The 16,914-nt window shown below is 56.6% G+C and carries 15 protein-coding genes; 5 read left to right on the top strand and 10 right to left on the bottom strand.

The genetic code is table 11. From position 1 onward, the window contains the following. The 5 genes from ACFDSS_RS00950 to rpiA form a co-directional block, all read right to left on the bottom strand. Positions 1 to 797: trypsin-like peptidase domain-containing protein (locus ACFDSS_RS00950; protein ID WP_375253925.1), on the bottom strand; the 797-nt coding region annotated here is incomplete at its 3' end. Positions 798 to 1,011: 214 nt separating this feature from the next. Further along, positions 1,012 to 1,890 (bottom strand): protease modulator HflC, encoded by an 879-nt coding sequence (hflC, locus tag ACFDSS_RS00945; protein WP_375253875.1) that lies wholly within the window; start codon positions 1,888 to 1,890, stop codon positions 1,012 to 1,014. Then, the gene (hflK, locus tag ACFDSS_RS00940) at positions 1,890 to 3,035 is read right to left on the bottom strand and encodes an FtsH protease activity modulator HflK (protein WP_375253874.1); all 1,146 of its coding nucleotides are present in this window, start codon (positions 3,033 to 3,035) and stop codon (positions 1,890 to 1,892) included. The genes hflC and hflK overlap by 1 nt, the downstream gene beginning before the upstream one ends. A gap of 81 nt (positions 3,036 to 3,116) precedes the next feature. Beyond that, positions 3,117 to 4,553: an FAD-dependent oxidoreductase gene (locus tag ACFDSS_RS00935; protein ID WP_375253873.1), complete on the bottom strand. Its 1,437-nt coding sequence runs from the start codon at positions 4,551 to 4,553 to the stop codon at positions 3,117 to 3,119. 38 nt (positions 4,554 to 4,591) lie between these two features. Continuing rightward, positions 4,592 to 5,380 (bottom strand): ribose-5-phosphate isomerase RpiA, encoded by a 789-nt coding sequence (rpiA, locus tag ACFDSS_RS00930; protein WP_375253872.1) that lies wholly within the window; start codon positions 5,378 to 5,380, stop codon positions 4,592 to 4,594. Positions 5,381 to 5,583: 203 nt separating this feature from the next. On the opposite strand from rpiA, the gene ACFDSS_RS00925 reads away from it, so the two are divergent. Further along, entirely contained in the window at positions 5,584 to 6,957 is a 1,374-nt protein-coding gene (locus ACFDSS_RS00925; protein WP_375253871.1) for an L-serine ammonia-lyase, read from the top strand. 111 nt (positions 6,958 to 7,068) lie between these two features. Then, positions 7,069 to 7,980: a DMT family transporter gene (locus ACFDSS_RS00920; protein WP_375253924.1), complete on the top strand. Its 912-nt coding sequence runs from the start codon at positions 7,069 to 7,071 to the stop codon at positions 7,978 to 7,980. On the opposite strand, the gene ACFDSS_RS00915 is transcribed toward ACFDSS_RS00920, so the two are convergent. Further along, the gene (locus tag ACFDSS_RS00915) at positions 7,922 to 8,590 is read right to left on the bottom strand and encodes a thiamine diphosphokinase (RefSeq protein ID WP_375253870.1); all 669 of its coding nucleotides are present in this window, start codon (positions 8,588 to 8,590) and stop codon (positions 7,922 to 7,924) included. The genes ACFDSS_RS00920 and ACFDSS_RS00915 overlap by 59 nt on opposite strands. Positions 8,591 to 8,725: 135 nt before the next feature. Between ACFDSS_RS00915 and ACFDSS_RS00910 the strand changes: the two genes are divergently transcribed. Further along, on the top strand, positions 8,726 to 10,819 hold the full coding sequence (locus ACFDSS_RS00910; protein ID WP_375253869.1) for a hypothetical protein: 2,094 nt from the start codon (positions 8,726 to 8,728) through the stop codon (positions 10,817 to 10,819). 94 nt (positions 10,820 to 10,913) lie between these two features. Here ACFDSS_RS00910 and ACFDSS_RS00905 read toward each other — a convergent pair whose 3' ends face one another. From ACFDSS_RS00905 to ACFDSS_RS00895, 3 genes are all read right to left on the bottom strand, one after another. Next, a complete protein-coding gene (locus ACFDSS_RS00905) occupies positions 10,914 to 11,147 on the bottom strand; it encodes a DUF2842 domain-containing protein (protein ID WP_375253868.1) in 234 nt (77 codons plus the stop codon). Positions 11,148 to 11,153: 6 nt separating this feature from the next. Then, positions 11,154 to 12,449 (bottom strand): adenylosuccinate synthase, encoded by a 1,296-nt coding sequence (locus tag ACFDSS_RS00900; protein WP_375253867.1) that lies wholly within the window; start codon positions 12,447 to 12,449, stop codon positions 11,154 to 11,156. A gap of 213 nt (positions 12,450 to 12,662) precedes the next feature. Next, positions 12,663 to 13,571 (bottom strand): type IV pili methyl-accepting chemotaxis transducer N-terminal domain-containing protein, encoded by a 909-nt coding sequence (locus ACFDSS_RS00895; RefSeq protein WP_375253866.1) that lies wholly within the window; start codon positions 13,569 to 13,571, stop codon positions 12,663 to 12,665. Positions 13,572 to 13,903: 332 nt separating this feature from the next. Here ACFDSS_RS00895 and secG point away from each other — a divergent pair, with 332 nt between their 5' ends. Beyond that, positions 13,904 to 14,254: a preprotein translocase subunit SecG gene (gene secG / locus ACFDSS_RS00890; protein WP_375253865.1), complete on the top strand. Its 351-nt coding sequence runs from the start codon at positions 13,904 to 13,906 to the stop codon at positions 14,252 to 14,254. 158 nt (positions 14,255 to 14,412) lie between these two features. Further along, positions 14,413 to 16,056: a CTP synthase gene (locus ACFDSS_RS00885; protein ID WP_375253864.1), complete on the top strand. Its 1,644-nt coding sequence runs from the start codon at positions 14,413 to 14,415 to the stop codon at positions 16,054 to 16,056. Here ACFDSS_RS00885 and ACFDSS_RS00880 read toward each other — a convergent pair. Continuing rightward, on the bottom strand, positions 16,053 to 16,802 hold the full coding sequence (locus tag ACFDSS_RS00880) for a MipA/OmpV family protein (RefSeq protein ID WP_375253863.1): 750 nt from the start codon (positions 16,800 to 16,802) through the stop codon (positions 16,053 to 16,055). The two genes, ACFDSS_RS00885 and ACFDSS_RS00880, sit on opposite strands and share 4 nt — an antisense overlap. Positions 16,803 to 16,914: the final 112 nt, after the last annotated feature.

The following is a 16,914-nucleotide window of genomic DNA, read 5'->3' as shown; positions in this document are numbered from 1 at the left end:
ACGACGGCAGAAGACATCGCGAAACCGATCCCGATAGAGCCACCATTGGGCGACAGGATCGCCGTATTCACGCCGATCACTTCACCTTCCATGTTGAAAAGTGGGCCGCCAGAGTTGCCACGGTTAATTGCCGCATCCGTCTGGATATAATCATCGTAGGTTCCCGAAAGCGCGCGATTGCGGGCGGAAACGATCCCTGCCGAAACCGAAAAGCCCTGACCAAGCGGGTTGCCCATCGCCACGACCCAGTCGCCAACACGAGACCCGACACCGTCGCTGTCCCCAAATTCTACAAAGGGCAAATCCTCCATGTCAACTTTCAGGACTGCAAGATCGGTGTTCCGGTCTGTGCCGATGATTTCTGCCGGCACACCCGGCTCACCACCAGGGAAGAATTCGATCAGTATCTCATCGGCACCCTCAATGACGTGGTTGTTGGTGACGATGTAGCCGTCCTGAGAAATCACGAAACCGGACCCCAAAGCAGATGAGCGCCGCGCACCATCGCCCGGTCCACGCTCAAGATCGTTGAAGAAGTCTTCAAATGGAGAGCCGTCAGGCACAAGTCCTTGCGGTCCCGTGCGACCGGCGACGGTCGTGCTGGTCGTGATGTTCACGACAGATGGGCTGACCTGGTCAGCCAAATCGGCAAATGTTGCCGGACGGGACTGCGCGTTTGCAGACATGACTTGCGCAAAAACCATCGCAAATGCGACGGCCAAAGTTGTGATGAATGCCAGCAACAGGCGGCGCGCGCGCAGTTGATCTTGCTGAATTGCGATTGCCTTGGGCTTCACGGGGCAAATCTCCTATTTTTTTGGTACGAGCGCGCAATGCGCGCATGGTTATGTTTGTGATGTTCTATGTAGGGCGCAGAATGTGCAACGCAAACTTCGCGCACAACTGCTCAAAGGGATGTGATGTTATCGGTGAGATTTGCAACATTGCAGCAAGAAAGGGCCAACCCAACGGCTGGCCCTTTGTAACAAACGGCTTTTGCTGCCTGCAAGATCACTCGTTTCCGCGGCCCTGATCGGACTTGAGGAAATCGAAGAATTCATTGTCAGGCGACAGGACCAAGGTCGAGTTGCCCGGTTGCAAGGAGCGCTCATAAGCGGTCATTGAGCGGTAGAATTCAAAGAAGTCCGGATCACGGCCAAAGGCTTCGGCGAAGATTTCGTTTCGTGCGGCATCTGCCTCACCCTGGATAATCTGACCTTCACGCTGCGCCTCTGACACCAACTCGATCACGGTACGGTCGGCACCCGCACGAATACGTTGTGCAGCCTCGTTACCACGGGCGCGTTCGTCGGCGGCTTCACGGTCACGTTCGGCTTTCATCCGCTCATATGTCGCGTTGAGGTTTTCCGGCGGCAGGTCAGTGCGCTTCAAACGCACGTCGATGACCTGCAATCCAAGCGCTTCGGCTTCGGCAATTGCAGAGTTCCGGATCCGGAGCATCAAGGCGGCACGATCGACCGACAGGATGTCGTTGGAGGTCACGGAACCCAAGACCTCCCGCGTTTCAGCGCGCAGAATGCTGTCGAGACGGCGGGCCGCGGCTTCTTCACCACCGGCACCAACCGCGCGGCGAAACTGCTCCACGTCGGCAATCCGGTAACGCGCAAAGGCGTCGACAACCAGACGTCGGTCATCAGATGGTGTGACCTCAAGCGGTTCCAGATCGCGACTGAGAATACGGTCGTCGTAGCGGACAACTTCCTGGATCAGTGGCAATTTGAAGCTCAGACCGGGGTCTTCCTTCACGCGGACAATCTGTCCGAATTGCAGGACAAGCGCTTTTTGACGTTCATCGACGATAAAGACCGTTGACAAGGCGCCGATGATAACGACCGCAAAGGCGGGCAAAAGGAATGCTGACTTACGCATTAGTTGGACCCTCTGGTAGAATTGCGACGCAGATCATTGAGCGGGAGATAAGGTACAACGCCTTGGCCGCCCCCATCGCCTTCATCCAGCAGGATGATATCGACGCCACCCAGCACGTTTTCCATGGTCTCCAGATAAAGACGCTTGCGGGTCACCTCCGGCGCCTTTTCATATTCCGCCAAAACGGCCGAGAAACGGCTGGCTTCACCGGTCGCTTCGTTGACCACACGGGCACGATAGCCTTCGGCTTGCTCAAGGATCTGTGCGGCTTGACCACGCGCTTCGGCGACAACCTGGTTTGCGTAAGCGTCGGCCACGTTTTGCACACGGTCACGTTCCTGCTCGGCGTCCTGAACGGCCCGGAAGGAGGCGATAACCGGCTCTGGCGGGTCGGCTTTGTCAAAGTTCACACGGATGATATTCACACCTGAGTTATAGCTGTCCAGCGTCGTCTGGATCAGGTCACGCAAACGGTCGGCAATCGCACCGCGGTCACGGTTGAGGATCGGCGCCAATTCGGACTGCGAGATAATCTCGCGCATCGCGGATTCGGCTGTAGCTTCGATCGTTTGTGGCGGGTTGGCTAGGTTGAAGAGGTAAAGCTGCGGATCGGTGATGTTCCAGACAACCTGGAAATCGATGTCCACGATGTTTTCGTCACCTGTCAGCATGAGGCCTGCGTCACCACCTGTGCGGCTTACGCCGATGTCGATGTTGCGTTCTGTTGTAACCGCGATGACTTCACGCGAAACAACGGGCCAAGGCGCAAAGTTCAGACCGCTTTCTCCGACTTCAAGAAATTCACCCAGGAACAACTCAACGGAGCGTTCTTCAGGGCGCACGGTATAGAAAGAGGCATAGAGCCAAAGACCAATCGCTGCGAGGACACCAAGACCGACCGTCCCACGGGTGAGTTGCGGGCCTTCGCCGCCACCGCCGCCGCCAATACGACCTTTGCCATCGCCGCCGCCGCCCATCAGGACACGCAACTGTTCACGGCCTTTGTTCACCAGATCATCGATCTCTGGAATGTTTGGTCCGTCGTTATTGGGTCTGCGACCACCGCTCCCGCGGTTGTCGTCGTCGCCACCGCCCGAACCGTTGTTTCCACCGCCGCCCCAAGGGCCACCAGTATTTCCTGCCATCGTTTTCCTATGCTTCCTTTTTCAAAGGTCCACCGCCGTACCCGGCTACCTTATTGCCATGTGTGTCTTAATTGCTTGAATTCAAGCGCTGCGCATGGGTTCCTTCATTGTCACCAATTCTTCCGCCATCGTGGGGTGAACTGCAACCGTGCGATCAAAGTCTTCCTTGGTCGCGCCCATCTTGATCGCAATGCCCACAAGCTGGATCATCTCGCCCGCATGATCTGCGACGATATGACAGCCCAGCACAATCCGTGTGGCTTTGCTGACAACGAGCTTCATCAAAGCGCGATCCTCCCGACCGGCGAATGCATGGTTCATCGGTTTGAAGGAAGTGCAGTAGATTTCAACCGGCTCGATCTCACGCGCTTTTTCTTCGGTCAGACCCACGGTGCCCAGTTCAGGCTGCGTGAATACTGCCGACGGGATCAATGCGTGATCGACCGCGGTCGGATTGCCCTTAAAAACCGTTTCCACAAAGGCCATGCCTTCGCGAATGGCCACAGGCGTGAGCTGTACGCGGTTTGTCACATCACCGATCGCATAGATCGAAGGGACGTTGGTCTGGCTGAATTCATCAACAACGACCTCACCACGGCGGCCCAAGGCCACGCCTGCGTCTTCCAACCCCATACCATCGGTATTGGGAGAACGCCCCGTTGCAAACATGACCTGATCGTAGACTTTCTCAGTGCCATTGGTCGCTTTGACACAAATTCCATGCGCCGGGGCACCGTGGGGAAACTGCGCAGGCTGACCGCTGACCATCGGCACACCCTCGAAGTGACCATCAAGATCGTCCTGCGTTGCTGCCCACATTTCCACGATATTTGTTCCCAGGTGCAAATCAACACCCTTGGCACGCATCCCCTCGGCAACCAATCCACGGGCTTCGCCGTCAAAGCCCCGCAGGATTTGCGCGCCTCGATAGAATTGCGTCACCTCAACCCCCAGTCCATTGAGAATCCCCGCGAATTCAGAGGCGATATAGCCACCGCCAACGATCAAGATCGACTTAGGCATCTCCGGGAGCTTGAATATGTCGTTGGAGGTGATCCCCAACTCAGCTCCCTGCATCTCCGGCACAACCGGACGTCCGCCGGTGGCGACCAGAATATGCTTGGCCGAGATCTCCTGCCCAGTGGACAGCGATATGGTGTGGGGATCTTTGAGGGACCCACGGGCGTCAAACACATCAACTTTTGAACCATTAAGCATCTTGCGATAGACGCCTTCGAGCCGGTCAAGCTCCGAATTCAGCGTGGTGCTGAAGCGGGGCCAATCAAATGGCCCCTCTTTGACATCCCAGCCATAGGCACGGGCATCGTCGAACATCTCAGAAAACCCGGACGCAAATACCATCAGCTTTTTGGGCACACAACCACGGATCACGCAGGTGCCCCCCATGCGGTATTCTTCCGCCAAGCCGACTTTGGCACCGGTCGCGGCCGCAACACGCGCCGCACGCACACCGCCAGAGCCGCCTCCGATGACAAATAGGTCGTAGTCAAAAGTCATGGGAAAGCTCCGATTTGGTCAGGTATGAAAAGGCCGGATCATTCAGCAACTTCAAGAAAGATGTTGTCTTCTTGCTGAACGTCATATTGCACGACTTCGGCTGTGTTATTGGTGATGTCACGCACAGTCACTTTGCCATCACCGCGTCCGACAATGACCACGTCGCAAATGTCGATAAACAGACCGTTTTCAACAACTCCGGGTATCTGATTGAGCACAAAGCCCAACTGACGCGGGTTTCCGATATGCTTGAGATGCAGATCAAGCACCATATTGCCCTCATCCGTGATGAAGGGGGTATCCCCATCCATGCGCAGTGACACATCGCGGCCCATTACATCCATGCCGATCAAGGCCTCTTCAATGAGATTGCGGGTAATGCCAACCCCAAATGGGATCACCTCTACCGGCAAGGGGAAAGCCCCTAGCGTATCTACTTTCTTCGTCGCATCCGCGATCACGACCATCCGGTCACTTGCGGTCGCCACGATTTTTTCACGCAGATGCGCGCCGCCACCACCTTTGATGAGATTGAGATTTGCGTCGTACTCATCCGTCCCATCGACGGTGATATCCAACCATTTGGCAGCATCCAAAGTGATGACTTCGATGCCAACCACTTCCGCCAACTCTGCGGTATGCTCGGAGGTCGGCACAGCTTTGATTTTAAGACCGTTTTCGCGTACCATCTCGCCCAGACACTGAACGAACCAGGCAGAGGTCGATCCGCTGCCAAGACCTACCTTCATGCCGGATTCGATATATTCCGAAGCTTGCTTGGCTGCGATAAATTTGGCCAACTCGATGGGGCTTAAACCAGTCGTCATAGATGGGCTCCGTCAAATGCGTAAGCCCGTTATAGGCAAGACTTCGCAAAGGTGCGAGAGGGCATTTTTCAGTGGCGCCATGCCAGCGTGTTTTTTGGGCGAAGGGTCGTTTTTGGCGGCCTTTCAGGGGGCATTGTTGATAGGATAGCGGCGGGGGCGCGGTTGGCGCTGCCCGTAACTGCGACGATGAATGCGAGTTTGTGATGTTCCTCTCTGTTTTCGATATGTTCAAAGTGGGCGTCGGCCCGTCATCATCACACACGATCGGCCCGATGGTCGCGGCGGCACGGTTTTTGGAGCATTTACGCGCGCAACCCTTTGGCGTGGCGGGGCTACGGGCCTCTTTGCACGGCAGCCTCGCATTCACGGGCGTCGGTCACGCAACCGATCGGGCGGTGATTCTGGGCCTCGCAGGGTTTCGGGCAGATGACTATGACGCAGGCAAGGCCGAGGCTGAATTGGGACGGATCAAATCCGAACATACTGTCATGCCGGAGGGGCTTGGCACGCTGCGTTTTCATCCCAACGAAGACTTGCTGTTTGACTACGGCCCTGCCCTGCCCGGTCACGCCAACGGGATGATCCTGCAAGGCACCGATGCGCAGGGCGATGTCATCACGCAAGTGACATATTATTCGATTGGCGGCGGGTTTGTGTTAACGGACAATGAGCTTGCTGCGGGCAAAGACAGCGACACCGGTCCGGCAGTCCCATTCCCGTTTCACACGGCGCAGGAAATGCTCGATATGGCGGCGATGTCGGGCAAATCCATCGCCGATATGAAACGCGCGAATGAGCTTTCACGTATCCCCGGCGCCGATCTTGACCGGGGGCTGGCGCGGATTTGGGATGTGATGAATGCCTGTATCGATCGCGGATTGCAGTCCGATGGCATTCTGCCGGGCGGCTTGAGTGTCCGGCGCCGTGCAAAAGCTATTTACGACGCCTTGCAGGCCGAACGCGGGATGAATCTGACCGCGCCTCATACGATCAATGACTTCATGTCCACTTACGCGATGGCCGTGAACGAAGAGAATGCGGCAGGCGGGCAAGTTGTAACAGCCCCGACCAATGGGGCAGCGGGGGTCATTCCGGCCACGATCCGCTATTGGCTGGATCATGTACCGGGTGCTGCGACCTCTCGGGTGCCTGAATTCCTGTTCACTGCGGCAGCGATCGGTGGCCTCATCAAGTTCAATGCCTCGATTTCTGGCGCCGAATGCGGCTGTCAGGCCGAAGTGGGCAGCGCCGCAGCCATGGCCGCTGGCGGTCTGGCCGCCGTTTTGGGCGGAACACCTGAGCAAATCGAGAACGCAGCCGAAATTGCGCTGGAGCATCATTTGGGCATGACCTGTGATCCGGTCAAAGGATTGGTGCAGGTGCCCTGCATCGAACGCAACGGGTTGGGTGCGATCAAGGCGGTCTCGGCGGCTTCTTTGGCGCTGCGCGGCGATGGTGTGCATTTGGTGTCGCTTGATGTCGCGATTGAAACGATGCGCCAAACCGGCGTGGATATGAGCGAGAAGTATAAAGAAACGGCCTTGGGTGGTCTGGCGGTGAATGTGCCCAACTGCTGACAGAGGGACCAGTTGCGCGTGCAGGATGCCTCCGGCGGGAGTTTTTCGGGCAAGATGATAGCAGATGCGAGCAATGTTGCGCGCCTCGAGCCGCCTGCCTATCGTGGCTCCATGAACGCAGACCGTCCTTTTCTTGGTGTTATGTTGATGCTGGCATTTTGTGTGCTGGCACCTCTGGGCGACAGTATTGCCAAGCTGCTGGGTGGCACCGTGGCATTGGCTGTTTTGATCCTCGTCCGGTTTGGCGTTCAGGCCGTGCTCTTGTTGCCACTGATTGCCATAACAGGGCAAGGGTTTCGCTTGCCGAAGGGCTTACTAGGCTGGACGCTCTTGCGGACGGTTTTGCACATCGCCGGCATTGGGCTGATGTTTTCGGCGTTGCGTTATCTGCCTTTGGCAGATGCGCTCGCGATTGCTTTCGTGATGCCGTTCATCTTGCTGCTGCTTGGTCATTTTGTGATGGGCGAGCATGTGGGATGGCATCGCCTGATCGCCTGTGCAGCCGGGTTTGTTGGCACACTTTTGGTAATCCAGCCCAATTTCGCGGCTGTTGGCTACCCGGCCCTGCTGCCGCTTGGAGTTGCGGTTGTATTTGCGCTTTTCATGATGGTCACACGCAAGATTGCCAAAGCGGAGGATCCGATCAAGTTGCAGGCAATCAGTGGTGTGCAAGCCACGATCATTCTGCTGGTATTTCTGGCACTGGTCCCTTCTGCGGCGGGGACATTTACCTTTGATCTTGGCGCGCGAAACTGGGCGCTCTTGGCCGCGTTGGGCTTGTTGGGGACGACAGCGCATCTTGTTATGACGTGGAGCCTGCGTTTTGCGCCTGCATCGACCCTGGCGCCGATGCAATATCTTGAAATCCCCTTTGGCACGGCCGTCGGCTATATGGTTTTTGCGGATCTGCCCAATGGGCTGGCCGCGATCGGGATCTTCGTTACCGTCGGCGCAGGCCTCTACATTATTTTTCGCGAACAACGGCTTGCAAAAGCGTTGGCAAGAACTCCTGTGGCAGTGTGAGCAAGACAGGGGCGTCACTCATCAAAGTCACGTCACCGCCCAGCGCAGCATTTGACGGGCTGGTGAAGCCTGCCATTTCCATCGGCTGATCCGCAAAAGGCCACTGCACACCGGCAAGGCTGACTTTGGCAGGGGTGATAGGCGTCACCGACACGCGGGTACCCGCTGGCAGATGCAGCGTCGTTTGCCCAACGCCAACGAGGGTGCTGACGTCGTATTCATCCACCACAAACACCCGGCGCTGCGCATGGCGGCGCATGACGCTGAGCACCGATAACTGGTGATCCAGCCGCCCGCCAGTGAAGCCCAGCGCAATCACCGTTTGCGCATCAATCCGTGTCAGGGCCTTCTCAAAATCGGTGCTTGATTGCTCTGGGATGTGCCACAATTGTTCTGCAAACTTTTCTCGGGCGGTTTCAGAAAGACTATCCAGGTCGCCAATTACGGCACGCGGCGTTAACCCTGCTTGCAGGAGCGTGTCCGCCCCGCCATCAACTGCGACCAGAGCATCAACCCGCTTATTTATAGCACTAATCAAAGCCGGGCTTGCCGCCGCGCCGCCGACGAGGCAAACTGTATTGCAGTCGGTAATGATCGTTTTGTTAACCACGCACTTAACCTCTATTCACAATCATTCCCCAAAACGGTCACAAAATGATCCTTATGGGAACGTGTTGCTGGGGTCCGTTATCAAGCAATACTTTGTCCAGCGGTCCACCGCTGATAACTCGGAGAGCAATAGCGTATGAGCGAGAGCAATAAAATCCTGGATGTGACCTACGGAACTTTTTCTTGCCGTTTGGAGGGGTTCGACGATTCCGTTGAAACCATGAAAACGGTCGTTGGGTATTTCCATGATCTGCATGGCGTGGCTTTGTTTACGGAAAACAGCCATCCGATGCCTGATCCTGATGCGCTCGCCCGGCTTGCCGCGCGTGGTGGCAACGGTGAAGTCGTCGCTGAACAGGATGAAAACGGGATCAGTCTGCGGGTGATGACTGATGAAATCGCGGTGCCTGTGGTGCAGGAAGCCACCGCTGATGAGGCCGAAGATGATGTTTTCGCGGCGCTCCCCGAGGACGACGAACCAGCGGCGGAGCAAGAGACTTCAGCCGGAGTTGACGCGGATGATGACGGGGATGAATTCGCCGCAACTGACGTGGTCCCGACACCCGTGGAAACGATCCGGGCGGTCCCAAATGCGTTGAGTGCCCGGATCGCTGCTTTGACAGCCGCACAGCGCGCGCAGGATACGCCTAAGCAAGAGGACACCACCGACGCGGCAGAAGTTGAGGGGAAAGCTCCTGCTGAGGTTGCTGAGACTGTCGCGGAACCAAGTGAGCCTGACGCAGACTTGACTGCCGATGGCAATTTTGAACCTGAAGATGTCACGCCACAGCAGGACATTGACGATCTACGCGTACTTGATGGCGCGGCGGACGAAGATACGGGGGCTGACGATGTTTTCGATGCAGACGCCGATCACAGCGACGGCTCCGATGCAATCGCAGATCAGGCGGGGCATGATGTGGCAGACGAAGACACATCCGACATCCCTGAGAACCCTGAGAACAATGACAGTGTCGTCGACAAATTGCAGCGTATCCGTGCGGTAACCGACCGTGGCGCACCTATGGACGCCGAAGATGATGACGACTTTGCCGAAGACATCGCCGACGTCAGCAATGTTGTTAAACCCAAACCGGCAAACCCTTTGGCGCAGCGCCTTGCAGACATGGCGAAACGCAAATCCAATTTGACGGATGATGATGAAGAAACGTCTCAGGCAGCAACTGAGACCAAGCCCGCGCCTTTGATGCTTGACGAACCGGTGCGCGCAGACCGTGATGACGCCGAACCGGAACCTGAAGCAAAGCGTTCTACCCGGCCGTTGCTGTTGACGCCAGAAGGGGCTGTTGATCTTGAAGACGCGGATGCGACCGGCGATGAAGTTGCGCCTGAAGCGCGCGCCCAAGAGGACCAGAAAGCGAAGCCGGAGTTGTTGATCCTGACAGATCGCACTGATCCGGTGGATACGCCTGCGGCAGAAGACGCGCCCGCAGTTGAACGTGAAGAACCGGTGGATGAAGACTTTGATCTGCAAGAGGAGGTCGCCAAGATCGAACGCGAATTAGCCTCGCGTCCGGGCAATGAAGTCGCCCGCCATGGCCTGCCGCGCAGTGTCGAAGATGCGATGAGCCGGATCATGGACCGCACCGACCTGCACCTTGATATGGAAGAAACCCGCGATGGTCGCGATGCGTTTGCGCAGTTGAAAGCGGCCGTTGCCGCGACGGAGGCAGCGCGCCAGTTGGGCGATAATGGCGCAATGTCCCGCGATGTCAGTGAGGCGTTTCGCGATGATCTCGGCGCGCTTGAACAAGGTGAAGGTAAATCACATGGCCGCGGCGCCCCTTTGCGGCTGGTCCCTGACAGCGACGACAGCGCCAAGAGCACCCTGCGCGAAGTTGCCCCCTTGAATGAGGCCGCAAGCCGACTGCGCGATATTGCAGAACAATCCATGGCCCGCGCCGAAAGCGAGCGCGAGCGAACCTTTGTCGATTTCGTCAAGGAACATTCCCCAGCCGATCTGGCTGAAGAACTGGAAGCCGCAGCCGCCTATCTTAATCTGGTCGATGATGAACTTGATTTGTCACGCCCTCAGCTGATCCGCCTTGTGCAGACGGTGCATAACGACGAAATCACCCGTGAGGACGGGCTGCGATCCTTTGGTCGCCTGTTGCGCCAAGGGCGTGTTGTGAAGCAGACCAATGGTCGCTTCCGTGTTGCCGACAGTACAAGGTTCCGACCCAGTGGTGGGAAAGCCGCCAATGGCTGAACCATGCGAGGAATAACAAAAGGGCGCTCTTTCAGCGCCCTTTTTGATTTCGCATGTGCCACGCTTGCATCGATATGACCGCCCGCCGCAAATGCTATCGCGGGCTTTGTTGATTGGGGTCTCGTTGCCCGATCCCCTTGAAAACCCATTTCAATGGAAACGCCCAACCAATGCCCAACGCCACATAAATGAGCAACTCTACCAACAGCGGGAACCGGATATCCTGATTGAGCATCCAGCTCATCACCGTAACGGCAAAGACTATGTAGACCGGCAACCCGATCACCAACACAAAAATCGCCAACCGTTTGCGTGCTTTATACTGCATCTGTCCTCAATCCGCGAAGGGGTCGGTCACCAAGATGGTGTCCTCTCTTTCAGGTGATGTCGAAACTAGCGCGACCGGACATTGGATCAACTCTTCGATCCGGCGCACGTATTTGATCGCCTGCGCAGGCAGATCGGCCCAAGAGCGCGCGCCTTCGGTGGATTGCGACCAGCCGTCGATTTCCTCATAGACCGGCTTGCAGCGCGCCTGCTGATCGGCCGCAGTCGGCAAATAATCCAGTGTTTCGCCGTCCAGCTCATATCCGACGCAGATCTTGAGCGTCTCGAACCCATCGAGCACATCAAGCTTTGTTAAGGAAATCCCCGTGACGCCGGAGGTCGCGCAGGTTTGCCGCACCAAGGCGGCATCAAACCAGCCGCAACGACGTTTGCGCCCGGTCACTGTCCCGAACTCATGCCCGCGTGTGCCCAGCCGATGGCCGTCATCGTCGTTCAATTCGGTTGGAAACGGGCCTTCGCCGACGCGCGTGGTGTAGGCCTTGACGATGCCAAGAACGTAATCAATTGCTGTCGGTCCGACACCAACGCCCGTCGCGGCCTGACCTGCAATCACATTGGAAGAGGTCACGAAGGGGTATGTGCCAAAATCAATGTCCAGAAGTGCGCCTTGCGCACCCTCAAACAAAATCCGTTTGCCCGCTTTGCGCTTCTCGTTCAGCACTTTCCAGACAGGCGCTGCATAGGGCAGGATTTCTGCAGCGATTTCTTTCAGCTGTGCAACCAACGCATCGCGATCTACTGGTTCTATTCCAAGACCTTTGCGAAGCGGGTCATGGTGCCGCAAAGCGCGGTCCACGCGGGCTTCCAGGGTGGCCTCATCCGCGAGGTCGGCAACGCGCACAGAACGACGACCCACTTTGTCTTCGTAGGCCGGGCCAATACCGCGCCCAGTCGTACCAATTTTCGTACCCTTGCTCGCAATTTCTTCGCGCGCGCGATCAAGCTCACCATGAATTGGCAGGATGAGCGGGGTATTTTCTGCAACCATCAAGGTGGCGGGGCTGATATCAACGCCCTGCTCGCGGATAGAGGCGATCTCCTTCACAAGATGCCAGGGGTCAAGCACCACGCCGTTGCCGATAATGGATAGCTTGCCGCCGCGTACCACACCCGAAGGTAGCGCGTTAAGTTTGAAAACCTCGCCATCAATCACAAGCGTATGGCCTGCGTTATGCCCTCCTTGAAAGCGTGCGATCACATCGGCCCGCTCAGAGAGCCAGTCAACGATCTTGCCTTTGCCTTCATCGCCCCACTGGGCACCGACGACCACAACATTTGCCATAAGATTCTTTTTCCTCAAAGATTGCGTGCCCCCTATATCGTCGCCCCCCCGCCTGCGAAAGGCAGAAATGCGCCGGATCAGGAAACGGCTTGGATGGAAAAGGACAACATGGGGCGCGCATTGGCAGCACACAACATAAAACGGGACGCAGGCCCAAGCGGTAATCGCCTGGCCTGCATCCCATTTTTAAAGCGCGATAGCCTGCTCGAAGGCTTATTTGACAGATGCCGTATACATCCCCACGACGCGGTTCATGTTCACCATAGTGACATTGAGCCCCCGAAACTTCTCTGTGTTCGACGCGTCATCAAGCTCTTTACCATCGATAACGGCGAGAACATGGGGCTTCACGGTGCTCCAGTCGTTTTGAACGCCACCAAGACCCGCATAGATCTCCGGGTTTGGTGGCGGCCCGATACCGACGGCGGGCATTCCAAATGTCAAAGCTTCCAAAGAAGCCTCGAAAATACGTATTGTGCCTTGCAGGTCATCCAGCGTCGAGGGCGTGGCATATTCACTCCCAAGCATACAAGATTCCTTGGAGATCTTCTGCGTTAGCATCCGCTGACGGCCAGAGATGTCGATCAACATCAATGACGCGCGGGTGACAGCGTTGGGATTTGAATATTGCTGGACCAGTTCTTCGACAAGCAACTGTGCGCCAGCCAAAACTGTCAAATTCTGGGTGAGAACCAGATTGATGTCCTCTGGCGTTGCGGTTCCGGTGGCAATCGCATCTGCTGCGGTCTTCAGAGGCTCCCAACGACTGCGCAATTCAGCGATTGCCGCCAGCGTTTTGCGGCGCGTTTCCGGCTCTTGGATATTCAGATCAGCATCGCCAAATTCCAACGCAGCCAGGATTTTTTCAAACTGACCCGTCGCGTCGTTCAGCAGGGTGCTTGACCCTTCTGGATCAATACCACGGCCCAGGTGGCAAACTGCGGCAGGGATACGTTGCGACAGCATCCGCAGTTTACCTGATAGGTCGATGCGTTCTTCCGCATTCTCCGCAACCTGCGCTGTGACCGATGTTGTTTGGGCACCTGCCGGTTGCGCAGCAGCGACAGTCAGCGAAAGGACTGCCGGCAGGACAAATGCAAAGCGTGAAATTCGTGTGGTCATATCAGGTCTCTCAATATCTTCAGCCAAATGCTGATATTCGGGCGTCATATCGCGCGCAGGACTGCGGCGCGCCACTACTGCTCTGTTCTCTACTCGTGTCGACAGATACTGATAACGACACCGTTAGAGTGGGAGAAGGTGCTTACATTTTGATTGAAATATGACTTTTTGTTGTTGTTCGGCCCGATCAGGATGGTGCTGACAGGGATTTGCGCCACTTTTCGGCGGAAGCAGTTACGCAAACGTCTTTCATTCGACGGTTTCAGGGGTTGCGGGAATGCCTTGCAGCTTTTAGATACCGCGTGTTCGCGCACGCCCCCGAAAGGTCCGAAATGGAAAACGTCGTCCTCATCATTCATCTGATCCTTGCGCTGAGCTTGATCGGAACCGTGCTTTTGCAGCGCTCTGAGGGCGGTGGCCTTGGGATGGGTGGTGGTGGTGGTGCGACCGGCAGCCGCCCCGCCCCGACGGCGATGAGCAAGTTCACATGGGTACTCGCGATCGCATTTATCAGCACATCCATCGCGCTGACGTTGATTTCGGCCAACAACTCCGCGGGGTCCTCTGTCGCGGATCAGTTCAACCCCGGCGCGTCCAGCGTTGATGTCGAAGCCCCTGATCTGGGCGACAACCTGCTGCCGCCATCTTCTGCTGATGCGCCTTTGGTGCCTGCCGGTGATTAAACACAAGTGGTTGCATCATTTCACGATGATGCAACATGATCTTGCGTCAGCGGTTGCAATTCAGCACCGAATCCGGTAACACTCAAATCCCGTGATGATGCGAATTTTCGGGTTCGCTTTTCCACTCTTTTTGTCGGTTTTCACGGGAGCTACCACCAATGGCGCGCTATATTTTCATCACCGGCGGTGTGGTTTCCTCGCTTGGCAAGGGCCTTGCATCGGCTGCATTGGGTGCGCTGCTGCAAGCCCGCGGCTATTCAGTCCGCCTGCGCAAACTTGACCCATATTTGAACGTCGATCCCGGGACGATGTCGCCCTTTGAACACGGCGAAGTCTTTGTGACTGATGACGGCGCCGAAACCGACCTCGATCTTGGCCACTATGAGCGCTTCACCGGTGTGCCCGCGCGCAAAACAGATTCGGTGAGTTCCGGGCGCATCTATTCCAACGTCCTCGAAAAGGAACGGCGCGGCGATTATCTGGGTAAAACCATTCAGGTGGTCCCGCACGTCACAAACGAAATCAAAGAATTTCTGGCCATCGGCGAAGATGAGGTCGATTTCATGCTCTGCGAAATCGGCGGCACAGTCGGCGACATCGAGGGCCTGCCCTTCTTTGAAGCCATTCGCCAATTTGCGCACGACAAACCTCGCGGGGAGTGCATCTTCATGCACCTGACGCTTCTGCCCTATCTGGCGGCATCGGGTGAGTTGAAAACAAAGCCAACCCAACATTCGGTCAAAGAGCTCCAATCCATCGGCATCGCCCCCGACATTCTTGTTTGCCGATCAGAGCATCCGATCCCGGAAAAGGAACGCGAAAAGATCGCGCTCTTTTGTAATGTGCGCAAGCAATGTGTCGTGGCCGCCTATGACCTGAAATCCATCTACGAAGCCCCGCTGGCCTATCACGATCAGGGATTGGATCAGGCGGTTCTGGATGCCTTTGGCATCTCGCCCGCACCTGCCCCGAAGCTGGATGTCTGGCACGATGTCTATGACCGTATCCATAATCCGGAGGGTCAGGTCAAAGTCGCCATTGTTGGCAAATACACCCAGTTGGAGGACGCCTATAAATCCATCGCTGAGGCGCTCACCCATGGTGGCATGGCCAACCGCGTAAAGGTCAAAATCGAATGGGTCGATGCAGAGCTTTTCGACCATGAAGATGCCACCCCCTATCTGGAAGGCTTCCATGCGATCCTAGTGCCCGGTGGTTTTGGCGAGCGTGGCACGGAAGGCAAAATCAAGGCCGCGCAGTTTGCCCGCGAAAAGGGCATTCCCTATCTGGGTATTTGTCTGGGGATGCAAATGGCCGTGATCGAAGCGGCACGCAATGTCGCAGGCATGGACAAGGCCGGGTCAGAGGAATTTGACCATGAGGCCGGCAAAAAGCGTTTTGAACCCGTGGTTTACCACCTCAAGGAATGGGTCCAAGGTAACCACACGGTTGCCCGCAAGACCGATGACGATAAAGGCGGGACGATGCGCCTTGGCGCCTATGACGCAACACTGGCCGCAGGCTCCAAGGTGGCGAATGTCTATGGCACCACAACCATCGAAGAACGCCACCGTCATCGCTATGAGGTCGATACGAAGTACCGCAATGTGCTGGAAAAGGCCGGTCTGATATTTTCCGGCATGTCGCCGGACGGCAAGCTGCCGGAAATCGTGGAATGGGCCGACCACCCGTGGTTTATCGGTGTGCAGTTCCACCCGGAATTGAAGTCAAAACCCTTCGCCCCGCATCCGCTTTTCGCAGATTTCGTCCGGGCAGCGGTCGCGACGTCGAGATTGGTCTAGAAGTTGAAAGTGACCTTGCGGGTCAGCACAATTTGCGTGGTGACCTGATCGTTGTCTTCAGAAATTGGACTATCGGCGGCATCGCCACGCAAAATGTAGTACTTCAGCGTTCCGACAAGCTCCCAATCATCGCTGAAGGCGTAGGTCGCTTCGATTTCCGCACCGGTGCTTATAATGCCGCTATCGGGCGCGAAAGGCGCGAAAACACCATTGTCCGCACTCTCTTGTGCGCTCACGCCAAAATAGGTTGACGCATAGTCCTCATCACCCCAAAGCGCGCGCGGGCCTGCTGTAATCCGCAGGTTTTCAGCAGGACGAACGACCAGATCGCCGCCGAGCTCCGAGACAAATGATTTGTGGCCAATCGCGCCGTAACGCAGGCTTGCGAAAGCTTCAAACAGCGGCGTGACGTATTTCACTTGGCCCCCGATTTCCAACGAGCGATCAATGGTTTCCATCCCGGCCAGTTCGGAAAAGTCTTCCGCATTTCGCTCACCGATGTACCGAAATGAGCCGCCAAATCCGAGGCCATTCGCATCACCGCTGTTAGCGACCGGCCCAATCCGTAAAGACTCCAAAGCAAAATTCACGCCAACGCCGGTATCTTGATCGGCATCGCCAAAATACCCCGGTTGCAGCTTCGGCCCGACGCCGAAACGGAAAGACAGCTCATTTCCACCGTCCTGCGCGGCCGCAAAAACAGGTGTCACGATCAAAGCAGCAATGGCAACAAAACGCAGAAGCATTGGGCGGGCCTTTCATTTGTTCATGTTATGAAATAGCACAGCCCGTCCTCCAGGCACGCCTACAATGGACACCCGCAGCTGCCTGCGGTAGTCAGCCTGGCAACACGAGCGG

Origin of the sequence: Yoonia sp. (assembly GCF_042093035.1) — a bacterium.
In the GTDB taxonomy this organism is placed as follows: Bacteria; Pseudomonadota; Alphaproteobacteria; order Rhodobacterales; family Rhodobacteraceae; genus Yoonia.
The sequence above is the reverse complement of the archived record's forward strand: the minus strand, read 5'-3'. Positions and strand labels throughout refer to the sequence as shown.